This window comes from Pseudomonas sp. MPB26 (assembly GCF_046605355.1).
Classification (GTDB): Bacteria; Pseudomonadota; Gammaproteobacteria; order Pseudomonadales; family Pseudomonadaceae; genus Aquipseudomonas; species Aquipseudomonas cedrina.
The window spans coordinates 939190-962267 of sequence record NZ_CP176793.1; the positions used below are offsets into that span (position 1 = coordinate 939190).

The 23078-nt window shown below is 59.5% G+C and carries 22 protein-coding genes and 1 riboswitch; of the genes, 9 read left to right on the forward strand and 13 right to left on the reverse strand.

Annotation, left to right across the window (positions count from 1 at the left end):
* The first annotated feature begins 12 nt into the window (after window positions 1–12).
* On the forward strand, window positions 13–573 hold the full coding sequence (locus ACLH0H_RS04410; protein ID WP_411381136.1) for a membrane integrity-associated transporter subunit PqiC: 561 nt from the start codon (window positions 13–15) through the stop codon (window positions 571–573).
* A gap of 9 nt (window positions 574–582) precedes the next feature.
* On the opposite strand, the gene ACLH0H_RS04415 is transcribed toward ACLH0H_RS04410, so the two are convergent.
* From ACLH0H_RS04415 to ACLH0H_RS04435, 5 genes are all read right to left on the reverse strand, one after another.
* Window positions 583–3312: a LuxR C-terminal-related transcriptional regulator gene (locus ACLH0H_RS04415; protein ID WP_411381137.1), complete on the reverse strand. Its 2730-nt coding sequence runs from the start codon at window positions 3310–3312 to the stop codon at window positions 583–585.
* Window positions 3313–3753: 441 nt separating this feature from the next.
* Window positions 3754–5118, reverse strand: coding sequence for a DUF1329 domain-containing protein (locus ACLH0H_RS04420; RefSeq protein ID WP_411381138.1), 1365 nt, complete (start codon window positions 5116–5118; stop codon window positions 3754–3756).
* A 28-nt stretch (window positions 5119–5146) separates the two neighbouring features.
* Complete coding sequence (locus ACLH0H_RS04425; protein ID WP_411381139.1) at window positions 5147–7006, reverse strand: DUF1302 domain-containing protein; 1860 nt, start codon at window positions 7004–7006, stop codon at window positions 5147–5149.
* Between the two features lie 331 nt (window positions 7007–7337).
* Window positions 7338–9020: a fatty acid--CoA ligase gene (locus ACLH0H_RS04430; protein ID WP_411381140.1), complete on the reverse strand. Its 1683-nt coding sequence runs from the start codon at window positions 9018–9020 to the stop codon at window positions 7338–7340.
* Between the two features lie 161 nt (window positions 9021–9181).
* Window positions 9182–9814 carry a LysE family translocator gene (locus ACLH0H_RS04435; RefSeq protein WP_411381141.1) on the reverse strand — a complete coding sequence of 211 codons (633 nt, stop codon included), beginning with the start codon at window positions 9812–9814 and terminating at the stop codon, window positions 9182–9184.
* 236 nt (window positions 9815–10050) lie between these two features.
* On the opposite strand from ACLH0H_RS04435, the gene ACLH0H_RS04440 reads away from it, so the two are divergent.
* From ACLH0H_RS04440 to ACLH0H_RS04455, 4 genes are all read left to right on the forward strand, one after another.
* Window positions 10051–11424, forward strand: coding sequence for a hypothetical protein (locus ACLH0H_RS04440; protein WP_411381142.1), 1374 nt, complete (start codon window positions 10051–10053; stop codon window positions 11422–11424).
* A 23-nt stretch (window positions 11425–11447) separates the two neighbouring features.
* The gene (locus tag ACLH0H_RS04445) at window positions 11448–12413 is read left to right on the forward strand and encodes a 2-hydroxyacid dehydrogenase (protein ID WP_411381143.1); all 966 of its coding nucleotides are present in this window, start codon (window positions 11448–11450) and stop codon (window positions 12411–12413) included.
* Between the two features lie 30 nt (window positions 12414–12443).
* Window positions 12444–13442 carry a methyltransferase gene (locus ACLH0H_RS04450; protein WP_411381144.1) on the forward strand — a complete coding sequence of 333 codons (999 nt, stop codon included), beginning with the start codon at window positions 12444–12446 and terminating at the stop codon, window positions 13440–13442.
* Between the two features lie 51 nt (window positions 13443–13493).
* A riboswitch (yybP-ykoY riboswitch) is annotated at window positions 13494–13613 on the forward strand.
* 89 nt (window positions 13614–13702) lie between these two features.
* Window positions 13703–14287, forward strand: a complete 585-nt coding sequence (locus tag ACLH0H_RS04455; RefSeq protein WP_076951209.1) for a TMEM165/GDT1 family protein — start codon at window positions 13703–13705, stop codon at window positions 14285–14287.
* A 94-nt stretch (window positions 14288–14381) separates the two neighbouring features.
* Here ACLH0H_RS04455 and ACLH0H_RS04460 read toward each other — a convergent pair whose 3' ends face one another.
* The 4 genes from ACLH0H_RS04460 to ACLH0H_RS04475 form a co-directional block, all read right to left on the reverse strand.
* Window positions 14382–15200, reverse strand: coding sequence for a M48 family metalloprotease (locus tag ACLH0H_RS04460; RefSeq protein WP_411381145.1), 819 nt, complete (start codon window positions 15198–15200; stop codon window positions 14382–14384).
* A gap of 274 nt (window positions 15201–15474) precedes the next feature.
* Window positions 15475–16095 (reverse strand): SOS response-associated peptidase, encoded by a 621-nt coding sequence (locus tag ACLH0H_RS04465; protein WP_411381146.1) that lies wholly within the window; start codon window positions 16093–16095, stop codon window positions 15475–15477.
* A gap of 36 nt (window positions 16096–16131) precedes the next feature.
* Window positions 16132–16392 carry a putative signal transducing protein gene (locus tag ACLH0H_RS04470; RefSeq protein ID WP_076951206.1) on the reverse strand — a complete coding sequence of 87 codons (261 nt, stop codon included), beginning with the start codon at window positions 16390–16392 and terminating at the stop codon, window positions 16132–16134.
* Between the two features lie 11 nt (window positions 16393–16403).
* Entirely contained in the window at window positions 16404–16586 is a 183-nt protein-coding gene (locus ACLH0H_RS04475) for a CPXCG motif-containing cysteine-rich protein (protein WP_411381147.1), read from the reverse strand.
* Between the two features lie 133 nt (window positions 16587–16719).
* On the opposite strand from ACLH0H_RS04475, the gene ACLH0H_RS04480 reads away from it, so the two are divergent.
* Window positions 16720–17883, forward strand: coding sequence for a 1-acyl-sn-glycerol-3-phosphate acyltransferase (locus tag ACLH0H_RS04480; RefSeq protein WP_411381148.1), 1164 nt, complete (start codon window positions 16720–16722; stop codon window positions 17881–17883).
* Between the two features lie 117 nt (window positions 17884–18000).
* On the opposite strand, the gene ACLH0H_RS04485 is transcribed toward ACLH0H_RS04480, so the two are convergent.
* Entirely contained in the window at window positions 18001–18258 is a 258-nt protein-coding gene (locus ACLH0H_RS04485; RefSeq protein ID WP_411381149.1) for a hypothetical protein, read from the reverse strand.
* 183 nt (window positions 18259–18441) lie between these two features.
* Between ACLH0H_RS04485 and ACLH0H_RS04490 the strand changes: the two genes are divergently transcribed.
* Window positions 18442–18651 (forward strand): hypothetical protein, encoded by a 210-nt coding sequence (locus ACLH0H_RS04490; RefSeq protein ID WP_076951202.1) that lies wholly within the window; start codon window positions 18442–18444, stop codon window positions 18649–18651.
* Between the two features lie 57 nt (window positions 18652–18708).
* Here the strand turns inward: ACLH0H_RS04490 and ACLH0H_RS04495 are convergent, their stop codons facing one another.
* Window positions 18709–19296, reverse strand: coding sequence for a YajG family lipoprotein (locus tag ACLH0H_RS04495; protein ID WP_411381150.1), 588 nt, complete (start codon window positions 19294–19296; stop codon window positions 18709–18711).
* A gap of 194 nt (window positions 19297–19490) precedes the next feature.
* Here ACLH0H_RS04495 and ACLH0H_RS04500 point away from each other — a divergent pair, with 194 nt between their 5' ends.
* Both ACLH0H_RS04500 and mqo read left to right on the forward strand, forming a co-directional pair.
* The gene (locus ACLH0H_RS04500) at window positions 19491–19724 is read left to right on the forward strand and encodes a hypothetical protein (protein ID WP_411381151.1); all 234 of its coding nucleotides are present in this window, start codon (window positions 19491–19493) and stop codon (window positions 19722–19724) included.
* A gap of 724 nt (window positions 19725–20448) precedes the next feature.
* Window positions 20449–21978 carry a malate dehydrogenase (quinone) gene (mqo, locus tag ACLH0H_RS04505; RefSeq protein WP_411381152.1) on the forward strand — a complete coding sequence of 510 codons (1530 nt, stop codon included), beginning with the start codon at window positions 20449–20451 and terminating at the stop codon, window positions 21976–21978.
* Between the two features lie 101 nt (window positions 21979–22079).
* On the opposite strand, the gene ACLH0H_RS04510 is transcribed toward mqo, so the two are convergent.
* Both ACLH0H_RS04510 and ACLH0H_RS04515 read right to left on the reverse strand, forming a co-directional pair.
* Window positions 22080–22367 carry a PA4642 family protein gene (locus ACLH0H_RS04510; RefSeq protein WP_003188614.1) on the reverse strand — a complete coding sequence of 96 codons (288 nt, stop codon included), beginning with the start codon at window positions 22365–22367 and terminating at the stop codon, window positions 22080–22082.
* A gap of 190 nt (window positions 22368–22557) precedes the next feature.
* Window positions 22558–23046 (reverse strand): hypothetical protein, encoded by a 489-nt coding sequence (locus ACLH0H_RS04515; protein WP_411381153.1) that lies wholly within the window; start codon window positions 23044–23046, stop codon window positions 22558–22560.
* Between the last annotated feature and the right edge of the window lie 32 nt (window positions 23047–23078).

A 23078-nucleotide genomic window follows, 5' to 3' on the forward strand; every position in this document is an offset into this window, starting at 1 on the left:
GGAGCAAGCACCATGACGTTACCGTTGAAGATCACCCTGCTCAGCGCATTGCTCGCATTGGGGGCATGCAGCAGCACCCCCATCAGCTTTCACACCCTGACCCCGGTGCAATGGAGCAACACCACGGGAAGCGACGCGGGTGCGATCCGCATTGAAAGCATCGTTGTACCGCCGCAAGTCGACCGACCGCAGATCGTGGTTCGCCAAGGCAACAGTGGCGTGACGATCCTCGATACCCAGTGGTGGGCTGCCAGCCTGGTGGATGAGTTGCGAAGCGCACTGGTGGACCAATTTGCCAGCAGCCATGCTCGGCAACCGATGTTGTTACGCCTGGAAGTTCAGCGCTTTGACTCCGTGCCCGGTCAGTACGCACTGTTCGACGTCAAGTGGCGGCTGCGGCAAGCCGCCGCCAGCGATCGCGCGCCGCTGACCTGCCGGACCACCTTGCAGTCCCCGGCGGGCCCGAGCATTGACGACCTGGTGCTCGCCCACCAGAACAACCTCAAGCGCTTCGCGGCGCAGGTTCGCCAGGTAGTCGACAGCGCATCGGGCCAGTGTCCGAGCGCTCCGTAGACCGCAGGGTTACGCCAGCAGGCCCATCGCCTTGGCACGGGCCACCGCCTGGGTCCGCCGCTCCACGCCCAACTTGCTGTTGATGTGGCTGGCGTGGGTTTTCACGGTGTGCAGTGAGATGAACAGCTGGTTACTGATTTCCTGGTTGGAGCAGCCTTGGGCGATCAGTTTCAGCACCGCCAACTCTCGCGTGCTCAAGGTTTCGTGAGCCGGCGCAGCCTCAGGTGCAGCGACCGTAGGCAGCAGCGCCAACAGACTCTGGCTCAGCGAACCGTGAGAGTCCTTGCGCAGTTGTTCGCGCATCCAGGCAGGGTGACTTTCCAGCAAGCGCTGGAAGGGTTGCAGCGCACCGCCGTCGGCGGCGCCAAGGGCCTGGGCCAGCACCGGACGCGCCTTGGCCTCCTGGCCACATTCCAGAAGCAATTGCGCCTGCTGGGTCAGCGCCATCAGGGCAATCATTTGGCGACCGCTGTTGTGGGCCTGCCGCGCCAACGCTTCAAGCCGCTGTAATGCCGCGGCGGGTTGATGCCGGGTGGCATCCAGCGCCGCTTGCTGCAGCTCGATGTGCTGGGGCAGATGCGGGTGGAATTCGGGCGCAGCGGCGGCCTGTTCGCCGTTATAGGTTTGCGCCAGGCGCGTCAGCCAGGCGTCGGCCAGGTCGGTGCGGCCCTGGGCCAGCCATAACTCGCATTTGATCAGGGTGATCATCGCCAGGTAGTAGATCGGCGGAACGTCCCAGATGTGCATCAGCCGCTCGGCCTCGGCGAGTTCGGCGAAGGCTTTGGCAAAGTCACCGCGACGGCCTTCGAAACTGGCGATCACACAGTGCCCGATCAATACACTGATGTCGCGGCAAGCGCGCGCTTCGGCGAGCCCGGCGCGCAAGCGGGCCAGACCGGCTTCGGGCTGGAACCGCAACAGCAACAAGTAACCTTCATAGAGCGATAACCGCGCACGCACCGCATACAACCGCTGCGGTGCCAGGCCGTGCAGGCGTTGCAGGCCCTGGCGCACTTCGTCCAGGGAGCGCAGGCTTTCGCCGCGCGCCTGCAATACCCGCGCCCGATCGTAATGGGCCAAGGCCTCGAACAATGGGTTGCCGACGCGCTGCGCTAGCTCGAGGGATTCGCGATTCAAGCCACGCGCACGCCACAGGTCGGCATCGACAATCGCCAGGTTGGAGAGCGTCGATAGGCACATCAAGCGCTGGCCGTAACGCCGTTGCGGCAGGCTTTCCAGCGCCTCGCTGCAATAGCGCAGGGTCAGTTCGCGATCGCCCCGCCCCCGGGCGATGATCCCGCTCAGCGCCAGCCACTGGGCCAACATCGATTTCTGCGCGGTGGCCGATGGTGCCGGCAGGAAGCGGCTGAGGTAACTGGACAGTTCTTCCGCCGCATCCAACTGGCAGGCCAGGCCCAATGCCCAGCTGTACAGCACGATCAAGCGCGGGGTGCTGATCAGCAGGCTGTCGGGCAAGTCCATTTTCCAGCGCAGCAGCATGCCCACATTCTGCTCGGCCAGCAGTTGTTCTTCGGACAGGTTCTGCACCAGGTTGGCCGCCACATCCAGGTGCCCTGCGCGCAACGCCTGCTCCACCGCCTCGTCAATCAAGCCCTGGGCATTGAACCAGCGGCACGCACGCAGGTGCAGGCTGGCCGCCGGCAGCACATTGCTGCTTGCGCGCCGCGTGCGCAGCAGGTCGGAAAACAGGTGGTGATAGCGGTACCAGTGGCCCTGCTCGTCCAGGGGCACCAAGAACACTTGATGGGCTTGCAGGTAACGCAGGATTTCGGCGCTGTCATGGGCTTCGCGCACCGCGTCGCAGAGGCCGCTGCAAAACCGGTCCTGAGGGGCTGTGTCGTACAGGAACGCCTGCACTTCGGCCGGCAGGCAATCGATCACTTCTTCAAGCAAATAATCGCGGATCAGCCCTTCGCCGCCGTGCAGGCTCTGGGGCAAGGCGCCGTCGCCGCCAGCTTCGGAGGCGGCCAGCAACCAGAAACGCAGGCCGGCGACCCAGCCTTCGCTGCGGCGAATAAGATTGTCGAGGGCTTCGCCGCGCAACGAACTGCTGTGGCGATCCAGCACCGCCAGGGATTCGCTGTGCGTCAGGCGCAGGTCTTGTTCGTGCAATTCCAGCAGGTGACGCGACAAACGCAACCGCGCCAGGTGCCAGTCCGGGCGCTGGCGACTGGTGACCAGCACCACCAGGCCATCAGGCAAATGGTTGAGAAAAAACTGCAGACAACGGTCGAGTACAGGGCCTTGGGCCAGATGGTAGTCATCCAGCACCAGCAACAGCGGCGCGCGCGTGGACAGGTGCAGGGTCAGTTCATCGAGCAGGCCATCCAGCCATTCTTCAAAGGCAAAGGGTTGATGACGCTGGCGCATTTTCAGCAGGCCCAGGGACTGGGCGCCGAGTTGCGGGAAGAATTGTTGCAAACCCTCGAGCAGGCGCTCGAGGAAACGGCCGGGGTCGTTGTCTCGCGGGCTCAGGCCCAGCCACAGGCTTTGCCAATGGGCCGGCAAACCCTGGCAGAACTCCACCGCCAACGAACTTTTGCCAAACCCAGCCGGAGCGCTCACCAGCAACAATCGCCCTTGCAGCCCGGCGCTGAGGCGTTCGCACAGGCGAGGTCGCAGCACGTAGCCGTCAGGCAAGGGTGGCCTGTAGAAGCGGCCCTCCAGGGTTGGGATTACCATTCCGGCAGGCCCTTGGATTCGGGACAGATCAGTCATCGCCGGGCTCTTGTAGAAGGCTGTTGTCGGCATTGCAGATGTCCGCAGACTAGCGGTAAAGGCGGCAGGTTTGTAGGTTTTTACTGAATCTTGCTGAAAAGACTGCGACAAAAAATGTGGGAGCTGGCCTGCCTGAGATTACATTACCTCAGTATTTCAGTGATACCGAGGTGATGCTATCGCAGCATAGGTATCTACACATCTTTGTAGTGAGCGGGCTTGCCCCGCGCTGGGCGGCGAAGCAGCCCCAAACCAGGCGACCGGATTCTACCTGAAGCTCGGCGATGCCTTTATTGGGGCGGCTTCGCCACCCAGCGCGGGACAAGCCCGCTCACTACAGAGAGATTTGTCAGCCTTTGAGGGTTGTGTAGATACCTATGGCTATCGCAGGCAAGCCAGCTCCCACAGGAGCCAGCTGCCACATCGGAAAGTTAACCCAGCTTAGCGAACACCGGCCTGACGCAGGGCCGCCGGGGAGAAGTCGGCGGTAGAGGCCGTGAAGCCGAAGTCATAGGCGCGCTTCTCTTCGTTCTTCATGCCCAGGGCCAGGTAGCGACCGGACTGCAGGTCGTAGAGCGTTTCCAGGGCATACCACGGCACTTGTTTGTCGTAGTAATTCTCCGAATGCGCCTCTGCCACGCGCCACAATTGGCCACGACCGTCGTAATGATCGATCACGGCCGCTTGCCAGGTGTCTTCGTCAATGTAGAAGTCACGCTTGGCATAGATGTGGCGCTGGCCGTCCTTCAAGGTAGCGGTCACGTGCCAGACGCGGCGCAGCTCATAGCGCGTCAGGTCCTGGTTGATGTGGCCGGCCTTGATGATGTCGGCGTACTTGAGCTTCGGATCGTCGATCTTGTGGCTGTTGGCGGCGATGTACATCTCCTTCTTGCCTTCCAGCTTCCAGTCGTAGCGATCCGGCGCACCGTTGTACATATCGAGGTTGTCGGAGGTGCGCAGCCCGTCAGCGGCGGTACCCGGCCCGTCGTAGGAGACTTGCGGCGCGCGACGCACACGGCGCTGACCGGCGTTGTAGACCCACGCCGAGCGCGGCTCCTTCACCTGGTCCAAGGTTTCGTGCACCAGCAATACGCCACCGGCCAGGCGCGCCGGCGCGGTGACCTCCTGCTTGAAGTAGAACAGCACATTGCCGGGATTCTTCGGATCGAAATCCTTCATCTTGTCGCGGAACACAAACTGATCCTGGAAGTACACCAGGCTGTAGGAGCCGTTGGTCTGAGGCGTGGCCTGGGTCACCAGACGGGTCACGCTGCCGCCGCGATAACGGGTGATGTGGTTCCAGATCACCTCCACACCGGTTTTCGGGATCGGGAACGGCACGGCCGTCTCGAAGTTTTCCAGACCGTTGCCGCCGGACACCAGGTTGGTGTTGGTAGCGTTTTTCTTGATCGAGGCAAACACCTCGGCAGGCACCGTGGCGCCACGATGAGTCGGATAGACCGGCATCTTGAAGGAGTCCGGGTAACGCTTGAACATCGCGTACTGCCCCGGCGCCAGCTTGTCCTTGTACTGCTCGACATTCTGCGCGGTGATGGTGAACTGCGGTTGCTCACTGGCGTACGGGTTCGCCAGGAAGCCTTTGGCATCCACGGCTCCGGCATTGGTGGGCATCGGCGACCATTTAGGGATAGTACCGGCCGCATTGCCCGCCATTTCAGCACCCATCGGCGTCAAGGTGGTGCCCAGCTTGGCGGCTTCGTCCGCCGACACTGCCGCCATGACGTTGCTCGCCAGGATCGACAGCCCAAGCACACCCACGTGCAACAGACTTTTGGTTATTTTCATGTTCTGGTCTTCCTGAAATGCAGTGTACTTAGAAGTTGGCGCCGAAGCTCAGGGCGACAAAGTCGCGGTCATCCACCGTGCTGAACTTGCCACCAAAGAAGTTGGTGTAAGCCAGGCTGGCGGTGTAGGTGTTCTGGTACTCGGCGTCCAGGCCCAGGCTGACGGCCTTGCGACCTTCTTCAAAGTTACCGCCAGGGCCCGGCGAATAACCTTTGACGTCATGGGACCAGGCCACGTTTGGCTTGAGGTTGACGCCGGCGAACACGTCCGGGTATTCCCAGATGGCGCGGGCGCGGTAGCCCCAGGAGGTTGCGGTGGTGTAGCCATCGTTATTGCAGTTGGTGTTCAAGCCTGCGGCGTTAGGCAAGCCGGCGCCGGTAGCGGTCGAGTTGTTCAGGGCGTTACAGAAGCCACCCGGCAGGCTGCCTGGGCCAAATACCGGATCACGGCCATAACGGGCTTCGGATTTGCTTTCCAGGCCGCCCACATGGGTCACGCCGATTTCACCCACGGTGGTCAGGCGGCTGGCGCCCATGACTTGGTCGAAGAAGTGCGTGAAGGTGGTCTGGAATTGAGTGACTTCCTTGCGCTTGTATCCGTGCAGATCCTGGCCTGGCGAGCCTTTGAGCACCGACGCGTTGCCGAAGCCGGGAATCGGTGTAACACCGGCGAAGAGAATATCGGTAGTGCTCAGTTGTACCGGCGCGTTCGGCCGATAGCTCAGCTCACCACTCCAGGCGGTGCCGGTAGGCAAGGTGGTGGAGAAGCTCAAGCCGTACAGGCGGATATCTTCCGGATACTCGACGAAATAGTTCGAGCTGCCGGCTACGATCAATGGACGCAAAGCGCCCAGCGGCCCCAGTGGCCGGGTATAGGCAGCGGAAGGCGCGCCTTGGGCACTGAAGATCGGCGCACGGCTGTGGTAGTTCATGAAGTAGGCACCGAATTCGGTGTCCAGCGGCTCGAAGTTGTAGTGCATGGCCACGCCGAACTGGCCGCTGTCGCGCGCATCCCGATCCGGGCCACGACGTACCAGCACGCCCTCGCTGTTGACGTCCACGCCCAGTGCATTCAACGTTGGCAACGCCGCGCCAGGAATGGTCGAACGCTTGTTCAATACACGCAGGTTATCGCTGCAGCCATCCGAGATCACGTCCGGCTGCGAGAAGAACGTACCGCAGTTATCGGTAACAGTCTGGTCCCACTCCAGTTGGTAAAACGCCTCCGCCGACAGGTTATCCGTCAAAGTCTGCGACACGTAGAACATGTTGACCGGAATCAAGCCTTCCTTGATTTCCGCGCCGGGACGCCGGAACGCAGACACGTCGATCGGGTTGATGGAGTTGATACCGCCGCCGATGAAGGTACTTTCACCCCAGCTCACCACCTGCTTGCCGAAGCGCACGTTGCCAGGCTGATCGGCAATGGAGTAGTTGTGGTAAACGAACGCGTCGAGGATCTGCCCGCCCGAGGACTTGGCGCCCTCTTTGCGGTTGCTGTCACTGATGTCCTTGAACTCTCGGCTTTCATCCTTGAGTTCGAAGTCATACCAGTACTTGCCACGCACAAACACGCCAGTGTCGCCGTATTTCAGCTCCAGATCGTGAATACCCTTGAAGATCTTCGAGAAGGTTTCGCCACGTTTGAAATTCAAGTGACCGTCATCGGAAGTCTGAGACAGGCCCCGACCGCCATTGTTTGCGCCAATCAGGTCGCGGTTAGGCTTGGCCGTCGACCAGCTTGCCCCCACCGAAAGCGACGAATCAAAGCTCCCTTCGATTTCACCGATATTGAAACTGACGCCGAATGCGGGCCCGGCGAGCGTAGAAGCGAGACTGACGGCCAGGGGCAATTTCGCCCGGCGCCAGAACTGGTTTACTTGGGTCATCGACGCTACTCCATGTGCATTATTGTTATGGCAGTGAGTACTTTCGGTGATGCTTGTAACGGCCGGAATACAACGATTCCAATGCCGCTCGGCAACCAGGCCCCCTTGGCCCGTAGCGAAACATCCTTGAAAAACTCTGGGAGGGACTATAGCCAGCAGGGGGTAGTGCTTGATCCCTCTAAAGTGTGATTTGCATCACCGACCCGTCTGCCACGACCCTTTCGCCATGTCGGCGAAGGCCGACGCGGGAAGGATGGCTGAAAATTCGCAAATCACAAGTAAAGCTGCGAGATAGAGCATTGCCGTGCCCGAATGGGCACGGCAATGGGCGTCAGAGGGTGGACAGGAACGTGCTGTTGTTGGCCTGCCATTCGATGATGTCAATGCGGATACGTTTTTTGTCGAGCTTGCCGACACTGGTCTTGGGAATTTCAGTAACAACCGCGATCTGGCTCGGAATGGCCCACTTGCTCAAATGGCCCAGTTCCACGAACGGCTTGAGGTGTTCCTTGAGCTCGCGGGCCCCTATCACATGGCCATCATGTACCACCAGCAGGGCAAACGGGCGCTCGCCCCACTGCGGATCGGCGATGCCCACTACCGCTACTTCGCGTACCGCCGGGTGACGGCTGACCAGGTCTTCGAGGGCCAGGGACGAGACCCATTCGCCGCCGGTCTTGATCACGTCCTTGATGCGGTCGCGGATGTCGATCACACCAAAGGCGTCCAGGGTCGCGACGTCGCCGGTGTGCATCCAGCCGCCGGCCCACAGCTCGGCGCCCTTCTGCGGCTCCTGGTAATACCCTTCGGTCAGCCACGGCGCGCGCAGCACCAGCTCGCCCTGGGACTCGCCGTCGGCGGGCAGGAAGTTGCCCTCGCCGTCCATGATCGCCGCTTCCACCAGGGGCCCGGGGACACCGGCCTTGATGCGGTAAGTGGTGCGTTCATCCTCGGTGCCGGCCATCAGCTCTTCGTTGAGGTGGGCGCAGGACACCAGCGGCCCGGTTTCGGACATGCCGTAGGCCGCGGTCAACTGAATGCCACGCGCCTTGGACGCTTCATACAGCGTACGGTTGAGCGCACTGCCGCCAATGACGATTTTCCAGCCGCCGAAATCCACGCCTTGGGCGGCCTTGGCGTTGAGCACCATTTGCAGGATGGTCGGCACGCAGTGGGAAAAGGTGACCTGCTCCTTGCGCCACAGCTCCACCAGGTACTCCGGGTCGTAGCGGCCGGGATAAACCTGCTTCAGCCCCAGCATGGTCGCCACGTAAGGCAAGCCCCAGGCATGTACGTGGAACATCGGCGTGATCGGCATGTACACGTCGTTGGTGCCCAGCAGGCGCACGCTGTCGACGCTGCCCATGATGGTCGCCACGCCGATGGTGTGCAGCACCAGTTGGCGATGGGTGAAGTACACCCCCTTGGGGTTGCCGGTGGTACCGGTGGTGTAGAAGGTGGTGGCGACGGAGTGTTCGTCGAAGTCCTGGAAGTCGTACTTCGGGCTGGCGGCGGCGAGCAGGGTTTCGTACTCGCCCACCAGATTGGGCAGCTCGGCGGTCATGGCCTCGCCATCGGTGAGCAGCAGGGTCTTGTCGACAGTAGTGAGCTGCCCGGCGATGGCTTGGTAAAGCCCCACGAACTCACTGTTGACCAGCACGAAACGGTCCTCGGCATGGTTCATGGTGTACAGGATCTGTTCCGGCGACAGGCGCACATTGATGGTGTGGATCACCGCGCCGATCATCGGGATGGCAAACATGCATTCCAGGTACCGATGGCTGTCCCAGTCCATCACCGCCACGGTATCACCGGCCTTGACCCCGGCCTCGGTCAGCACATTGGCCAGGCGCGCGACCCGCTCGATCAGGGTCGGGTAGGTGTAGCGCAGTTTGTCGCGGTAGACGATCTCCCGAGTCTTCTCGTAGCGGGTCCCGGACATCAGCAGGCGCTTGATCAAGAGCGGGTATTGATACGCACCTTCGGCGGGCGGAATGACACGGGTCTGCAACATACGAATCCCTTTTATGACTGCACGGTCTTGGCTTGAAAACCTGCACTTTAGAGACCTTATGTTTCAGTCAAATCAGCCAAAGGAATGATTTGTAGGAGGCAGTGAATGCTAGCTTTAGGCCATCCTCATGACTCTGCGAACATGCAATGTGAGAACTGGGTTTATTTCATGCTGGTAAAGGCCAACTTCACGCCGATGGCAATCAACACCGCGCCCATGGTCCGGTCAAACCAGTGCCCCATCCGCGCAAACCCGGCGCGCACGCGCTGCTGGCTGAACAGCATCGCTACCAGGCAGAACCACAGCGCCGTCGCCACCGCCAAATACACCCCATAACCGGCCTGGATCGCCAGCGGCGTGTGCGGGTTGATCACTACGGTGAACAGCGAGAGGAAGAACAACGTCGCCTTGGGGTTCAAGCCATTGGTCACGAAGCCTGCGGTAAACGCGCCACGCGGGGTGCGTTCGCCCGCTTCGCGATGCAGCTCACCTTCGGCGGCAGGCTTGGCCGGCTGCGCACGCAGGGCTTTGAAGCCGATATAGAGCAGGTACGCCGCCGCGGCCCATTTCAACGCATTGAACAGCACGATGGACTGGGACACGATCAAGCCGATGCCGAGCAGCGAGTAACCCACGTGCAGGAAAATCGCCGAGCCCACCCCCAGCGCGGTCCAAGTCCCGGCACGGCGGCCATGGGTCACGCTTTCACGCACCACCACCGCGAAATCCGGGCCGGGGCTGGCCACCGCCAACAGGTGAATCAGGGCTACGGTCAAAAACTCGGCGAGAAACATAGAGAAACCTACGAAATGGCTGAAGATTGAACATCAGATTATCTGTTGCCTTTATCTGTCGAAAGCACTTTTTAGTGAGCACGAGGTTGTTTTGGCGATGGAAGAGTTGCTGAAATCAAAAAGCCAGCATACGCTAACAAGTCGCATGAAACCGCCTCGTTTCGAGTACCTTCTTCATAACCACGAAATCGGAACGACTTATTTGCCATAATTACCACTTACTAAAGGATGAGACTGTGACTGTCGCTGAGATTGCAGAAATAAAGGTACAGCAACTGGACAACCCTCCACCTATTCCGACGCAGTTTCTCAGCCTCTCAGGAAAGCAGGCGACGTTAGTAAATAGCCAAAACCCCACTTCTACAGATATAACAAATGGAAAAATAACAATAAAGTTCAAAGACCCGACATGGGTATATGATTTAACTTTTTGGATCACAGAAAACAGCACAGCACAAACTCAGAAAATAGCACAACATACTCAAGTTTTAATTAAACACTCTCGAGGATCTTCCAAAACCATTGAGTTGAACGCACACGAAAAATTTGCAGACTACTACCTGAAAGACTTTATTGACGAGATACATATTAGCTTTTCAAGCCTCGGCAGTCTTAAAAACATCTTATCCCCTGCGGCATGCAAAAAAATCGTACTTAGAGGTTTTTCCGCGCAAGAATTCCATGACTTCAACTCCAAAGTGAGTGAATTCCTCAACTCCTCAGCCGACTTTCATAAAGAGCGCGATAAGATAATTGAGGACCTCACAGCTAAAGAGGTTTTGGCTGCTCAAAAAGAAACTCAAATATTAGATTTAAATAGCACAATTGAAACCTTAAAAACCGAAGTCGAACTACTATCCGATAAAGAAAAACAAATTCAACTGGAGATAGAAAAATCACAAACCAAATTTGACATCATAAATAATAAATCCACAGAACTAGAAGACAAGGCGGCTTCGCAACACGAAATAAACAACAACTTAATGAAAGAGATAGAAGCCAATCGTGTGAGACGAGACAACCTACTATCAGATAACAGCATATTTATGGAGGAGTTCTCGTCCTATGTGAAGCAGGGCAGAGAAAGCATCAACAGCTACCTTTTAATAGGCGCGGCGTGCTTTATCATTTTGTTTGTCTGTCTTTACAGACTAATCGCGTCATCATTAACCTTAGTTAGAGATCCTGAAATATTGAAAGAAATAAGTGCATTTGACTTACTGCTCTCACGCCTGCCCTTTGCGATTGTTTTAGGCATCATAATGGTCGCCGCCATGAAAATACTTTTCCAACTCCTTAATAGAACATTCGAAATACATCAAGAACGTTTACTATTAACAAAACTATCTATTATCGCAAAGGACAACGCGCTCTCCTCGGCTGACGGACTCGATATTCCTGCGGAGTTAATTTACGCACAAAAATCTTTACTAAAGATGGAACTACTTAAAGAGTTCTTATCAGGAAATTATCGAAACATCCCAATCAAACAAGCAGAGATAAAAAAGCGTCTACAAGATTTCACAGAGAACTTTCACATAATCAATAAAGAAAAGCCAGCGCAAGGAGACCCAGAACCAATAGATACGACAAACCCAACTAAAAAATGAACTTACTAATAACTGGAGTTTCAATGACGAACAATCGCCGCGCCGTCTTCCTTGATCACCCGTCCCTGGACCTGGGGGACCTTGACCTCAGTGAGCTGCGCGACAGCTTCGGCGAGCTGCTGTTGTTTTCGGACACCACCGCGCAGAACGTGGCCGAACGCCTTCAAGGCATTCAAGTGGTCATCAGTAACAAAATCCCGCTCACCGCTGAAACCCTGGCGACCTGCCCGGCACTCAAGCTGATCCTGGTGTCGGCCACCGGTACCAACAACATCGACCTCGACGCCGCGCGCGCCCATGGCATCACCGTGAGCAACTGCCAAGGCTACGGCACGCCCTCGGTGGCACAGCACACGATCATGCTGTTGCTCAACCTGGCAACGCGCTTGCAGGATTATCAACGGAATGTGAACGCCGGCAAGTGGCAGCAAGCCAAGCAGTTCTGCCTGCTGGACCACCCGATTGTCGAGCTGGAGGGCAAAACCCTCGGCCTGCTCGGCCACGGTGAGCTGGGCAGCGCCGTGGCGCGCCTGGCCGAAGCCTTTGGCATGCGCGTGCTGCTCGGCGCGATCCCCGGGCGTCCTGCCCGCGCTGATCGCGTGCCGCTGGATGAACTGCTGGCGCAGGTCGACGCGCTGACCTTGCACTGCCCGCTCAACGAACACACCCGCGGCTTTATCGGCGCCCGTGAACTGGCGCTGCTCAAGCCTGGCGCGTTTGTGGTCAACACCGCACGCGGCGGCTTGATCGACGAGCAGGCCCTGGCGGATGCGTTGCGCAGCGGCCACTTGGGCGGCGCGGCGACCGATGTGCTGAGCGTGGAACCACCGGTCTACGGCAACCCGCTGCTGGCCGGCGATATTCCAAGGCTGATCGTCACGCCGCACAATGCCTGGGGCAGCCGCGAAGCGCGCCAGCGCATCGTCGGCCAACTGGCCGAAAACGCCCGCGGCTTTTTCGGCGGCGCCCCGCTGCGCGTCGTGAGTTGATAAACTTCGCCCCTTTTCAAGGAGCAGACCATGGATCCGCGCAGTGAAGTACTGCTTCGCCAGGCCGAACTTTTTCAGGGCAAGCTGCTGCTGGTGGGTTTGCCTGCCGACGACTTGCTGGGGCGCTTGCCCAACGCTCACGGCTGGTGCTGGCATGCCGGCGACCAGGCGGCGCTCGACGCCCGCTTCCCGGAGCGCAGCCAGTTCGGCGTGAATGTGCCCGAGCGCGAGTTTGAGGCGGCGGTGATCTTCCTGCCCAAGTCCAAGGACCTCACCGACTACCTGCTCAATGCGGTGGCCGCGCGCCTGCCCGACGCCGAGCTGTTCCTGGTGGGGGAGAAAAAAGCCGGCATCGAAAGCGCCGCCAAGCAGATGAGCCCTTTGGGCAAACCGCGCAAGCTCGACAGCGCGCGGCATTGCCAGCTGTGGCAGATTACCGTGGCCAACGCGCCGCAGGCCGTCGAGCTGGAGAGCCTGGCACAGGTCTTCGAAGTGCCCCTGGCCGAAGGCCCTCTGAAAGTCGTGAGCTTGCCGGGCGTATTCAGCCACGGCCGTCTGGATCGCGGCACCGAGTTGTTGCTGCAGCATCTGGACAAGCTGCCCAGCGGCCATCTGCTGGACTTCGGTTGCGGTGCCGGCGTGCTGGGGGCTGCGGTCAAGCGGCGCTACCCGCACAACACCGTGACGATGCTGGATGTGGATGCGTTCGCCGCCGCCAGCAGCCGCCTGACCCTGGCCGCCAACGGTCTGGAAGCCGAAGTGCTGACCGGTGATGGCATCGACGCGGCACCGCAGGGTTTGAATGCGATTCTGACCAACCCGCCCTTCCATGTAGGCGTGCACACCGACTATTTCGCCACGGAGAATCTTCTGCGAAAAGCCGGCAAACACCTGGCAAAAGGCGGCGAACTGCGCTTGGTCGCGAACAGTTTCCTCAAGTACCAGCCCTTGATCGAGGAGCACTTGGGCATCTGTGCGATCAAGGCAGAAGGCAACGGTTTCCGCATCTACCGGGCCAAACGCGGCTGAGGCCCGTTTGAAAAAGAACGCTTGCCGAACGGGTTTTGCCTAGGCAGAATCCGCTCCGTCCTAGGGGAGTAGTCTCCCACGAGCGCCACGCTCGTCCGGCATACGTCAACATACTTGGTCAACAGACCATGGCGTATGCGACCCAGGAGTCCGCACAGACGGACCGGGGTTTGACAAGACCTATGACACGCACACCTTACCCGGGGCGGGAAGGCTGTACGTGTCATAGCCGTGTCGACCCGCCCCTGGAAACCTACCTGATGCTGGATTCACTGCTCGTTCCCACCGCAATCGTTGCCTTGGCCGAAATCGGCGACAAGACGCAACTGCTCGCGCTCATCCTTGCCGCACGCTTTCGCAAACCCTGGCCGATCATCGCCGGCATCGTTGCCGCGACCCTGGCCAACCACGCGGCCGCCGGTGCCGTGGGGGCCTGGTTCGGTAGCTTCTTCTCGGATGCGGTGTTGCATTGGATCCTGGCAGCGAGCTTCTGCGCCACGGCGCTCTGGACCCTGGTGCCGGACAAACTCGACGAGGATGAAGCCAGTACCAGCCGCAAATTCGGACCGTTCCTGACCACGTTGATTGCGTTTTTCCTCGCCGAAATCGGTGATAAGACGCAGATTGCCACGGTGATGCTGGCGGCGCAGTACCCAGAGTTGTGGCTGGTGATTATCGGGACGACCGTGGGCATGTTGATTGCCAACGTGCCGGTGGTATTGGCGGGGAATTTTGCGGCGGAGAAATTGCCGTTGACCTTGATCCGACGACTCGCGGCGACCGCGTTTTTCATTCTGGCGGTTGTGGCGGTGTACAAGGCCATGCAAAGCAGCGGGTGGATCTAAGGCGCTCATGAGCACAGTTCTGTAGTGAGCGGGCTTGCCCCGCGCGAGGCAAGCTCGCTCACTACAAAAATCCAGCCATGTGCTTATCGGTGGATCAGGATTTTTTGGCCTGCTGGTACAGCGGCATCACTTTCGGAATCGCCGCCTGCAACGACGCAATCCGGCTGTCGGACGCCGGGTGCGTACTCATGAACTCCGGTGGCGAACCTTCCGAAGCCTTGGCCATCTTGTTCCACAGCGTGATCGCCGCGTTCGGGTTGTAGCCGGCGCGGGCCGACAGCTCCAGGCCGATCAGGTCGGCTTCGTTTTCGTTGCTGCGGCTATTGGGCAAGGTCATGCCGTAGTTGGCCACGGTATCGGCCAGTGCCAGGCTGTCCTGGCCAAGGCCGAACAACGCACCGGCACCCTGCTTGGCCATCTCGATCCCGTATGCCTTGGACATGGCCTCACGGCCATGTTCACGCAAGGCGTGGGCGATTTCATGGCCCATCACCGCCGCCAGTTCGTCATCGGTCAGCTTGAGGTTATCGATCAAGGCGCTGTACACGAAGATCTTGCCGCCAGGCCCGCAGTTGGCGTTCATCTCGTCGCTCTTGATCAGGTTGACTTCCCACTGCCACTGCGCCGCATCGGGGCGGAAGGTGGGCGCCTGGGCGATCAGCCGCTTGGCGATGGCCTGCACGCGCTTGGCATTGGCGCTGGTCTTGTCCAGCTGGCCCTTGCTGCTGGCTTCGCCCAAGGTCTGCTGGTAAGACTGGGCATACATCTGGTCGACTTCCTGACTCGACAGCATGCTGAACATGTACTGCTTGCGCTCGACCCCAACGGCGCCGCCGCTGGTGGTATTGACCGACTGACACCCGGCCAGCAGCATCGCCGCAACCAACCCACTTATTACCAATGACTTCTTCATGAACACGCTCCCTGAAAACATGGCGGGTATCGTAGGCGCAGATTTGTATCGGCGCTAGATACACCTGATGTTTAAACGCTGATTTTCGGATACATCTCACCTGCCTGCGCAGCGGCGACAGATCAATCGGTTCAAGGTTTAGAGAGATGCGGCGGTTTGAGGCCGCCTTCGCGAGCAAGCCCGCTCCCACAGGTGGATCTGTGAATACATTCAAATGTGGGAGCGGGCTTGCTCGCGAAGAGGCCAGCAAAGGCAACAAAAATAGCCAATCTGTTCAAGCCGGGGTCAGGCACTCCGGGCCATTGAGCTTGGGATCATTGACCATGTTGGCCAGCACCCGCTCGCGCAGCGCAGCAGGCTCGCTGGCCAGCAAAGCCTGCAACACCGGCAGCGGCGTCTCGGGATCGAGCCAGGCTTGCTGCCCGGCCGCGTCCAGAATCAGTGGCCGGCGTTGGCTCTGCGCCGCTTGCGTCACCACCGCCGTGCTCAGCCACACCTGTTCCTGCACCGGATACGCTTCCCAGATCGCCGCAAAAAACAGCGTGGAGCCCTCCCCCGGTGTGAGCCAGTACGGGCGTTTGCGCTGGGTACCGCGCCATTCGTAGAAGCCGTTGGCCGGCAGCAGGCAACGGCGCTGGCGGAACGCTTCGCGAAACATCGGTTGCTCGGCCAGGGTTTCGGCGCGGGCGTGGGCCGGCGTGCGCGAGAGGTCGGTCAACCACGGCGGCGTCAAGCCCCAGCGGGCGCGCGCCAGGGTACGTTGGCCCTCGCTGGCGCGCTGGATCAGCACCGAATCATTCGGGGAAATGTTCCACTGGGCCTGCTGGTCGGCCGGGAAGCCCGGCAAGGCCGCAAAGGCGGGGTTCCAGCGAAACAGGGCATAACGTCCACACATGGGGCAACACGACTCTTGGCTAAACCGACGGACAGCCTAACAGACCAGCACGTCCGGGAAGCTGTCGGGTTCATCGCCCGGCACGGGTTGCGCGCCGATGTAGGCGGTAATCAGTTCGCGGGCGTAGGCGGCCTGGTCGTTGTCCACCTCCAGGCCCAGCAGGCCGAAGATGGGCAACTCGCCGGTGCCGCCGAGCAAATGGCGACCCACCAGATGCGCCTCGATCCCTTCGCTGGCAAGCATCTGTTGCAGCAGCTCGCCCTCCATCAGGTTTTCCGGTTCGTAGATTCGCTGCATCGGCGTACCTGTTATTCATTTTCGCTTCGGGTTTCGAGCATCCACTCTTCGCCATGCACTTGCAGATCGAACGTGATGGGTCGGCAGCACACCTGGCAGTCTTCTATGTAGACCTGGTCCCCACCGGACAAATCCACCGTGGTCTCGACCCCTTCACCACAATAAGGGCAATCGTACGTAGCAGTTTCCAGCATCGCAGCCTCCAAGGTGACTTGTGCGTATAATCGCCGGTCTATTCACAGGGTTATCGTTCGGCTGAGCCCATTACTCAGGCGCACCCTGGTATTTACTTCTACTTACCCTAGCCGTTTCTAACAAGAGAGCATGATGGGCGAATTCGATACCATCCGACCTTACAACGACAGCGAAGTCCCGGCAGTGCTGGCACGTCTGTTCAGGGACAAGGCCTTTCTGGACATCCTGACCCACTTCCGCTTCCCGCGCTTCGCCGGCGCCCTGGGCTGGCTGCTCAAGCCGATGATCGCCCGAAAACTGCGCCGTGAGTTCGCCGGCGTCACCACCGTGGCCACGCTGCAGGACAAAGTCGAATACTACGTCGATCACACCATTGACCGCGCGACCGACGGCGTGACCTACACCGGCGTCGAGCAGCTCAAGTCCGGTACCGCTTACCTGTTCCTGGCCAACCACCGCGATATCGTGATGGACCCGGCCTTCGTCAACTACGCGGTGTACCACGCCGGCCTGCCGACCCCCAGGATCGCCATCGGCGACAATCTGCTGCAAAAGCCGTTCGTCAGCGACCTGATGCGCCTGAACAAGAGCTTCATCGTGCACCGCTCGATCACCGGACGGAAGGAAAAGATGGCAGCGTTCAATCTGCTGTCGGCCTACATCAACCACTCGATCCGCAACGATGGCCAATCGATCTGGATCGCCCAGGCCGAAGGGCGCGCCAAGGATGGGGATGATCGCACTGAGTCGGCGATCCTCAAGATGTTCCACGTCAGCCGCAAGGATGAGCCGTTCGCCGAGGTGATCCAGTCGTTGAACCTGACGCCGGTGTCCATCAGCTACGAGTACGACCCCTGCGATACCGCCAAGGCACGCGAGTTGTATATCCGCGCGACCACGGGCACCTATTGCAAGGCACCGGGTGAGGACGACGTGAGCATCGCCCTTGGCATCACCGGCTACAAGGGACGGGTTCACATCAACTTCGCACCGCCGATCACCGAGCGTTTCGAAGACACCAAGCTGCTGGCCGTGGAAATGGACCGGCAGATTCTCGGCGGTTACCGGCTGTTTCCGGTGCATTACCTGGCGTATGCACAATGGAGCGACGCCGACCCGCAACTGCAGGTACCGACGGCGGCCGAAATATTCCCGGCGGACGAGTTGGCCAAGGCAGAGGCGGAATGGGAGCGTCGACTGGAGGAATGCCCGGCTGAACACCGGCCGTTCCTGGTGGTGCAATATGCAACGCCGGTGCGTAATCAATATCGGGTTAAAGCTGGAATCCCGCTGTAAACACCGATTAAAAATGTGGGAGCGGGCTTGCTCGCGAATGCTGTCAGTTGATGAATATGTCGACTGACACTGCGCATTCGCGAGCAAGCCCGCTCCCACATTTGTTTAGCGGTGTTTTTACAGGTGGGTGCTAAGCCAGGAAGTCGCCAACGCAAGGCCCAGGCAAACGAACCCAATGCGATACGCCAAGCGATGCGCCCGTTCGGTGCGCACATCCAGGAACAACATCGGCTGGTCGATCGCGCGGTCTTCGCTTTGCGCGCCCAGGTCGGCCATCGCGCGCTGTTCGCGCAGGCGGGTAATGAACAGCAGCGCCGCCCCTGGGCAAGCCACCGCTAAAGCAACAACATTGATCAACAGTGCGGACGACGCCATCGCAAACCTCGGTAACACAGTGTCTGGGTATCGGTTCAGATACACATCTGAACGATAGTGGCCTCCTGCGCCCGAAACGCTCCCTCCCCCATTGACGACAACTGTATCCAGTAATTTACAGCGTCACCTGAACGTCACCTTAACAGTCCACTCTGTTGCCCTTCGACGCTTTAGGAGCTTGTCATGCTGCACGCGCAAAACCAGGATCGGTTGTACCTGATCGCCCAAAGCGACGAGCAAGAGGCGCTGATCGGCGGCCTGGCGTTCAACGTGCAGGACCGCCACTGGCTGGTGTATTGCGCCCTTGGCGGGCATCAGCATGCGGACTTGCCGGAGACCGATCTGTTGACGGGGGTGAGCCTGCTGGATTTCTGTATCGACACCGCCGCGTAAAACTGCAGGCGAAAAAAAACCGGGCTCATCACTGAGCCCGGTTTTTTACAGGATCGGTTATTGCGCGCTGAGCAGCGAACCGATGCTTGGGTCCTTGAACAGACGGGTCAAGGCGTCACTCAGGACATCGCTGACCAGCTTGGTGTTGGTGTCCTGGTTCGGCGACATGCCGAAACGCTGGTTCAACGACGCTGCGTAGCGACCGCTGTAACGGCGGGTGCCGGCGGAGACGTCGGACTTGAAGGTCGCACCGATGGAGGCTTCGGTCACGTAAAGACCCTCTTTAGGCGACTGATACTTCAATTCGGCCAGGGTGACCGTCAACTGCGGCGCACCTGGCGCGTTGGGGCTGGGCGTGAACCCCAGCAAACGCACGGCAGCTTCAGCCTGGGCCTGCAATTTGGGCAGCACGTCCTGAGCGTTCACCGAAATCAGCGCAGTCTCCGGATACAGGCCGCCGCGCGAGCCGAGCGTAGGCGACGGACGACCATCGACCACACGCACCGACACCGGCTGGCCGTGGCCCACGGGGGCAAGTTGCGTGGTGATCTTCGGCTCCGGGGTCAGTTGTTGCGGGCTGTTGGCGCAGCCAACCAGGGTCAAACTGGTCAAAGTGATCAAACCGAACAACAGGCGTTGCAACATGCTCTTCTCTCCAGAAATCAGGTACCGACAGGCCGGCAGTATAGCGGGGCGCCACTGCGGGGAACCAGCATCAGTTACAACCTGTGACCCCTTCCCTCGGGAGCGGTTCGATGTCACCGATATGTCACACCCGTTACATAGGCCCGTCATCCTGGGCAGGCATGCTTGGCCTTAATTTCAGGAGGCTGATCACCATGCATTTTCTCTGGTCATTGTTCACGCGCAAGCCCGCCCTTCGTCAGTTCGCCCTGCTTGATGCGCAAGGCCGTTGCCAGGCGTTCAAAGAATGCCGCCAACCTCCCACGGGCGAGGGCTGGGTGGAAATCGATGAAATCCGCCTGAGCTGGATGCACCATCCGCTGCCTGCCCGCGCCCGTGTCAGCCCACGGCCTGCGCGGTCGCAACGGCACCAGCCGTTGGCCGCCTGACCGAACACCTAATAAAAGTCATAAAACACGCCCATTTCCCTGGCGTTCTTCGCTACAATCTCCCCCCGATTATAAGGACGTCTCCTGATCGGGCCTCGCAGCATCGTTAATGCCTCGGCATTAGCCCAAGAATCGCCCACAGAGAGCCGCCCACACAGATCGTGTGAAGCTGGCGCGCTTGCTGTATTCCTTGCAAACCACCCGCCTTTACCGAATCTGCCAGAGCTGCCATTACGCTCGGCCACTTGAGTTGTTTGCCCGTTTTGCCGTGTCGGCAAAAGTGTTGCGGGCCAGGTGCCAGACGGGGGCAGCCCTTTTTTGAGGTTCACGTCTTCAAAAGAGCGTGAAAAAAACGGGTATTCACAACTTCACAAGAGTGTGGCGAGCAAATGAATAGTTTGGCGTTTGTACAAGCACCATCAGCGTCTGGAACAGCCCAACCCAACAGGACCGAGCGCGCCTCGACAACCGGAGCTTGAGCCTGTCCGCTACGGATTGATTGCACGAATCGCACGCTTTGACCATAAGTCGAATTGCCACAGGCGCCCATGAATGCGTTCATAGGCAGATTAGCTGGCAGCAAGCGTGCGCTGAACATGCAAAGAATTGCGAATCGGACATGGCAATCCTGGCCATGGGTAACCTGGGGCAACACGTGAACCGCCCCGTCACTCCTGGCAGCCATGCCGTCAATTTGGTGCTGCAGATTTTGGAGACGCGTTAAATGGCGCATAACGAAGCAGTCGACGTCGTACTGGTAGGGGCCGGCATCATGAGTGCCACCCTGGCCGTACTGCTCAAAGAGCTCGACCCCGGCCTCAAGCTGGAAGTCGTTGAGCTGATGGATTCGGGTGCCGCGGAAAGTTCCAACCCGTGGAACAACGCCGGTACCGGCCACGCCGGGCTGTGTGAGCTGAACTACACACCCCAGGCCGCCGATGGCTCCATCGACATCAAGAAAGCCGTGCATATCAACACCCAGTTCGAGGTGTCGAAGCAGTTCTGGGCGTACCTGACCCAAAAGGGCACCTTTGGCTCGTCCAAATCCTTTATCAGCCCGGTGCCGCACCTGAGCTTCGTGCAGGGCGAAAAAGGCGTGGATTTCCTCAAGAAGCGCTTTGAAACGCTCAGCCGGCACCACGCGTTTTCGGACATGCACTACACCGAAGACCGTGGCGAGATGGCTGAGTGGATGCCGCTGATGATGCCGGGCCGCCCGCTCGACGAAAAAATCGCCGCCACCCGTGTCATGAACGGTACCGACGTCAACTTCGGCGCCCTGACGATTCAGCTGCTCAGCCACCTGACCAGCTCGGCCGATGCCCAGGTCAAATACTGCAAGCGTGTCACGGGTCTCAAACGCAACGGCGCCGGCTGGACCGTCAGCATCAAGGACGTCAACAGCGGCAACAGCCGTGAAGTGGATGCCAAATTCGTGTTCCTGGGCGCCGGTGGCGCGGCGCTGCCACTGCTGCAAGCCTCGGGCATAGAAGAAAGCAAAGGTTTCGGCGGCTTCCCGGTCAGCGGCCAATGGCTGCGTTGCGACAATCCGGAAGTGGTCAAACACCACCAGGCCAAGGTCTACAGCCAGGCCGCCGTGGGTTCGCCGCCGATGTCCGTCCCCCACCTGGACACCCGCGTGGTGGACGGCAAGAAATCCCTGCTGTTCGGGCCCTATGCCGGTTTCACCACCAAGTTCCTCAAGCACGGCTCGTTCATGGACCTGCCGCTGTCGATTCGCGCCGGCAACATCGGCCCGATGCTGGCCGTGGCGCGGGACAACATGGACCTGACCAAGTACCTGGTCAGCGAAGTGCGCCAGTCCATGGAGCAGCGCCTGGAATCCCTGCGTCGCTTCTACCCTGAGGCGAAGGCCGAAGACTGGCGCCTGGAAGTGGCCGGCCAACGGGTGCAAATCATCAAGAAAGACCCGAAAAAAGGCGGCGTGCTGCAATTCGGTACCGAACTGGTGGCGGCCAAGGACGGCTCGCTGGCGGCACTGCTGGGCGCGTCCCCAGGTGCCTCGGTGACGGTTTCGATCATGCTGGAACTGATCGAGCGCTGCTTCCCGGAAAAAGCTGCCGGTGAGTGGGCGGCCAAACTGCACGAGATCTTCCCGGCCCGGGAAAAAGTCCTGGAGACCGATGCCGAGCTGTATCGCAAGATCAACACGCAGAACAACATCAGCCTGGAACTTGTAGGAGCGAGCTTGCTCGCGAAAAACGTTAACGATGACGCAGCGCGCCTGGTTTAACGCGGTGTTCTCAGGTTCTTCGCGAGCAAGCTCGCTCCTACAGTGAAAGCGAAACGCCCCGGACTCTTGCGAGAACGGGGCGTTTTTTTATGGTTGCGGAATCAGCCGCGAGCGTTGTCGATCAGCTCGATGTACTCAGCGGCGTTACGCTGGTCCTTGATCAGGTCGACGAACGTCTGGCCATGCTCATCCTTGCCGTCGAGGTCCAGGCCGGCCTCCTTGAAAAAGCCCAGGAACCGCTCGAAATCGTCGATACGCAGGCCACGGTAGGCCTTGATCAGTTTGTGCAGGGAGGGCGAAGTTGCGTCGACCGGCTCGAAGTCCAGGAACAACTTGATCTGATCGTCGCCGATTTCGTCGCCAATCACCTGTTTCTTATCTTTACGCATTACCGACTCCAGCCTGCGGACATTACACGGAGGAGCAGTTTACCTGCGGCGCGCAAGCTTCGGAAGCGACGCAGACCCCATGTGGGAGCGGGCTTGCTCGCGAATGCGGTGGGTCATCCAACTTATCTTTAACTGATATACCGTATTCGCGAGCAAGCCCGCTCCCACATTTGGTTACTCTGTGCTCTTACTACCGTGCGCGAACAGAGCCTGTATGCAGGTCCGCCCATATATGCCCGTTGGCATAGCTGAGGAACTGTACATACACCGTGTCGTTGCGCAGCAAATCAACGATGACTCGGTATTGAGCAACGGGGTAAGACAAGGTCAAGGTTTTGCTCTTGTCGTCGTACACCGGCTTTTTCAGGCTTTTGCTTTCAGCGTCAAAATTGAGCACCACTTGGCTGATGGTCGCGCCCTTGTTCAGGGACTTGCCCTTGAGGCGGACCACCAGCGGCGAGGTCACCGGGATCGGTTGCTGGTTGGACTGGCGCTGGTTGCCCACTGTTACCGCGTACTCGGTGACCTGCAGCAATTGCTGCTGGTCAGGGGTTTCGGTACGCAGGGTGAGGTCGTCGGGCGGCAGGAACTGGCTGTGCATCAGCGCCGGGGCGGCGGCCAGGGGCAAACTCAGGGTCAGCGCCAGGGCGGCGCAGGTGCGTATCAAAAACAGGTTCATGGGCCGCTCCGTGCGAGATAGCCCAGCACTGT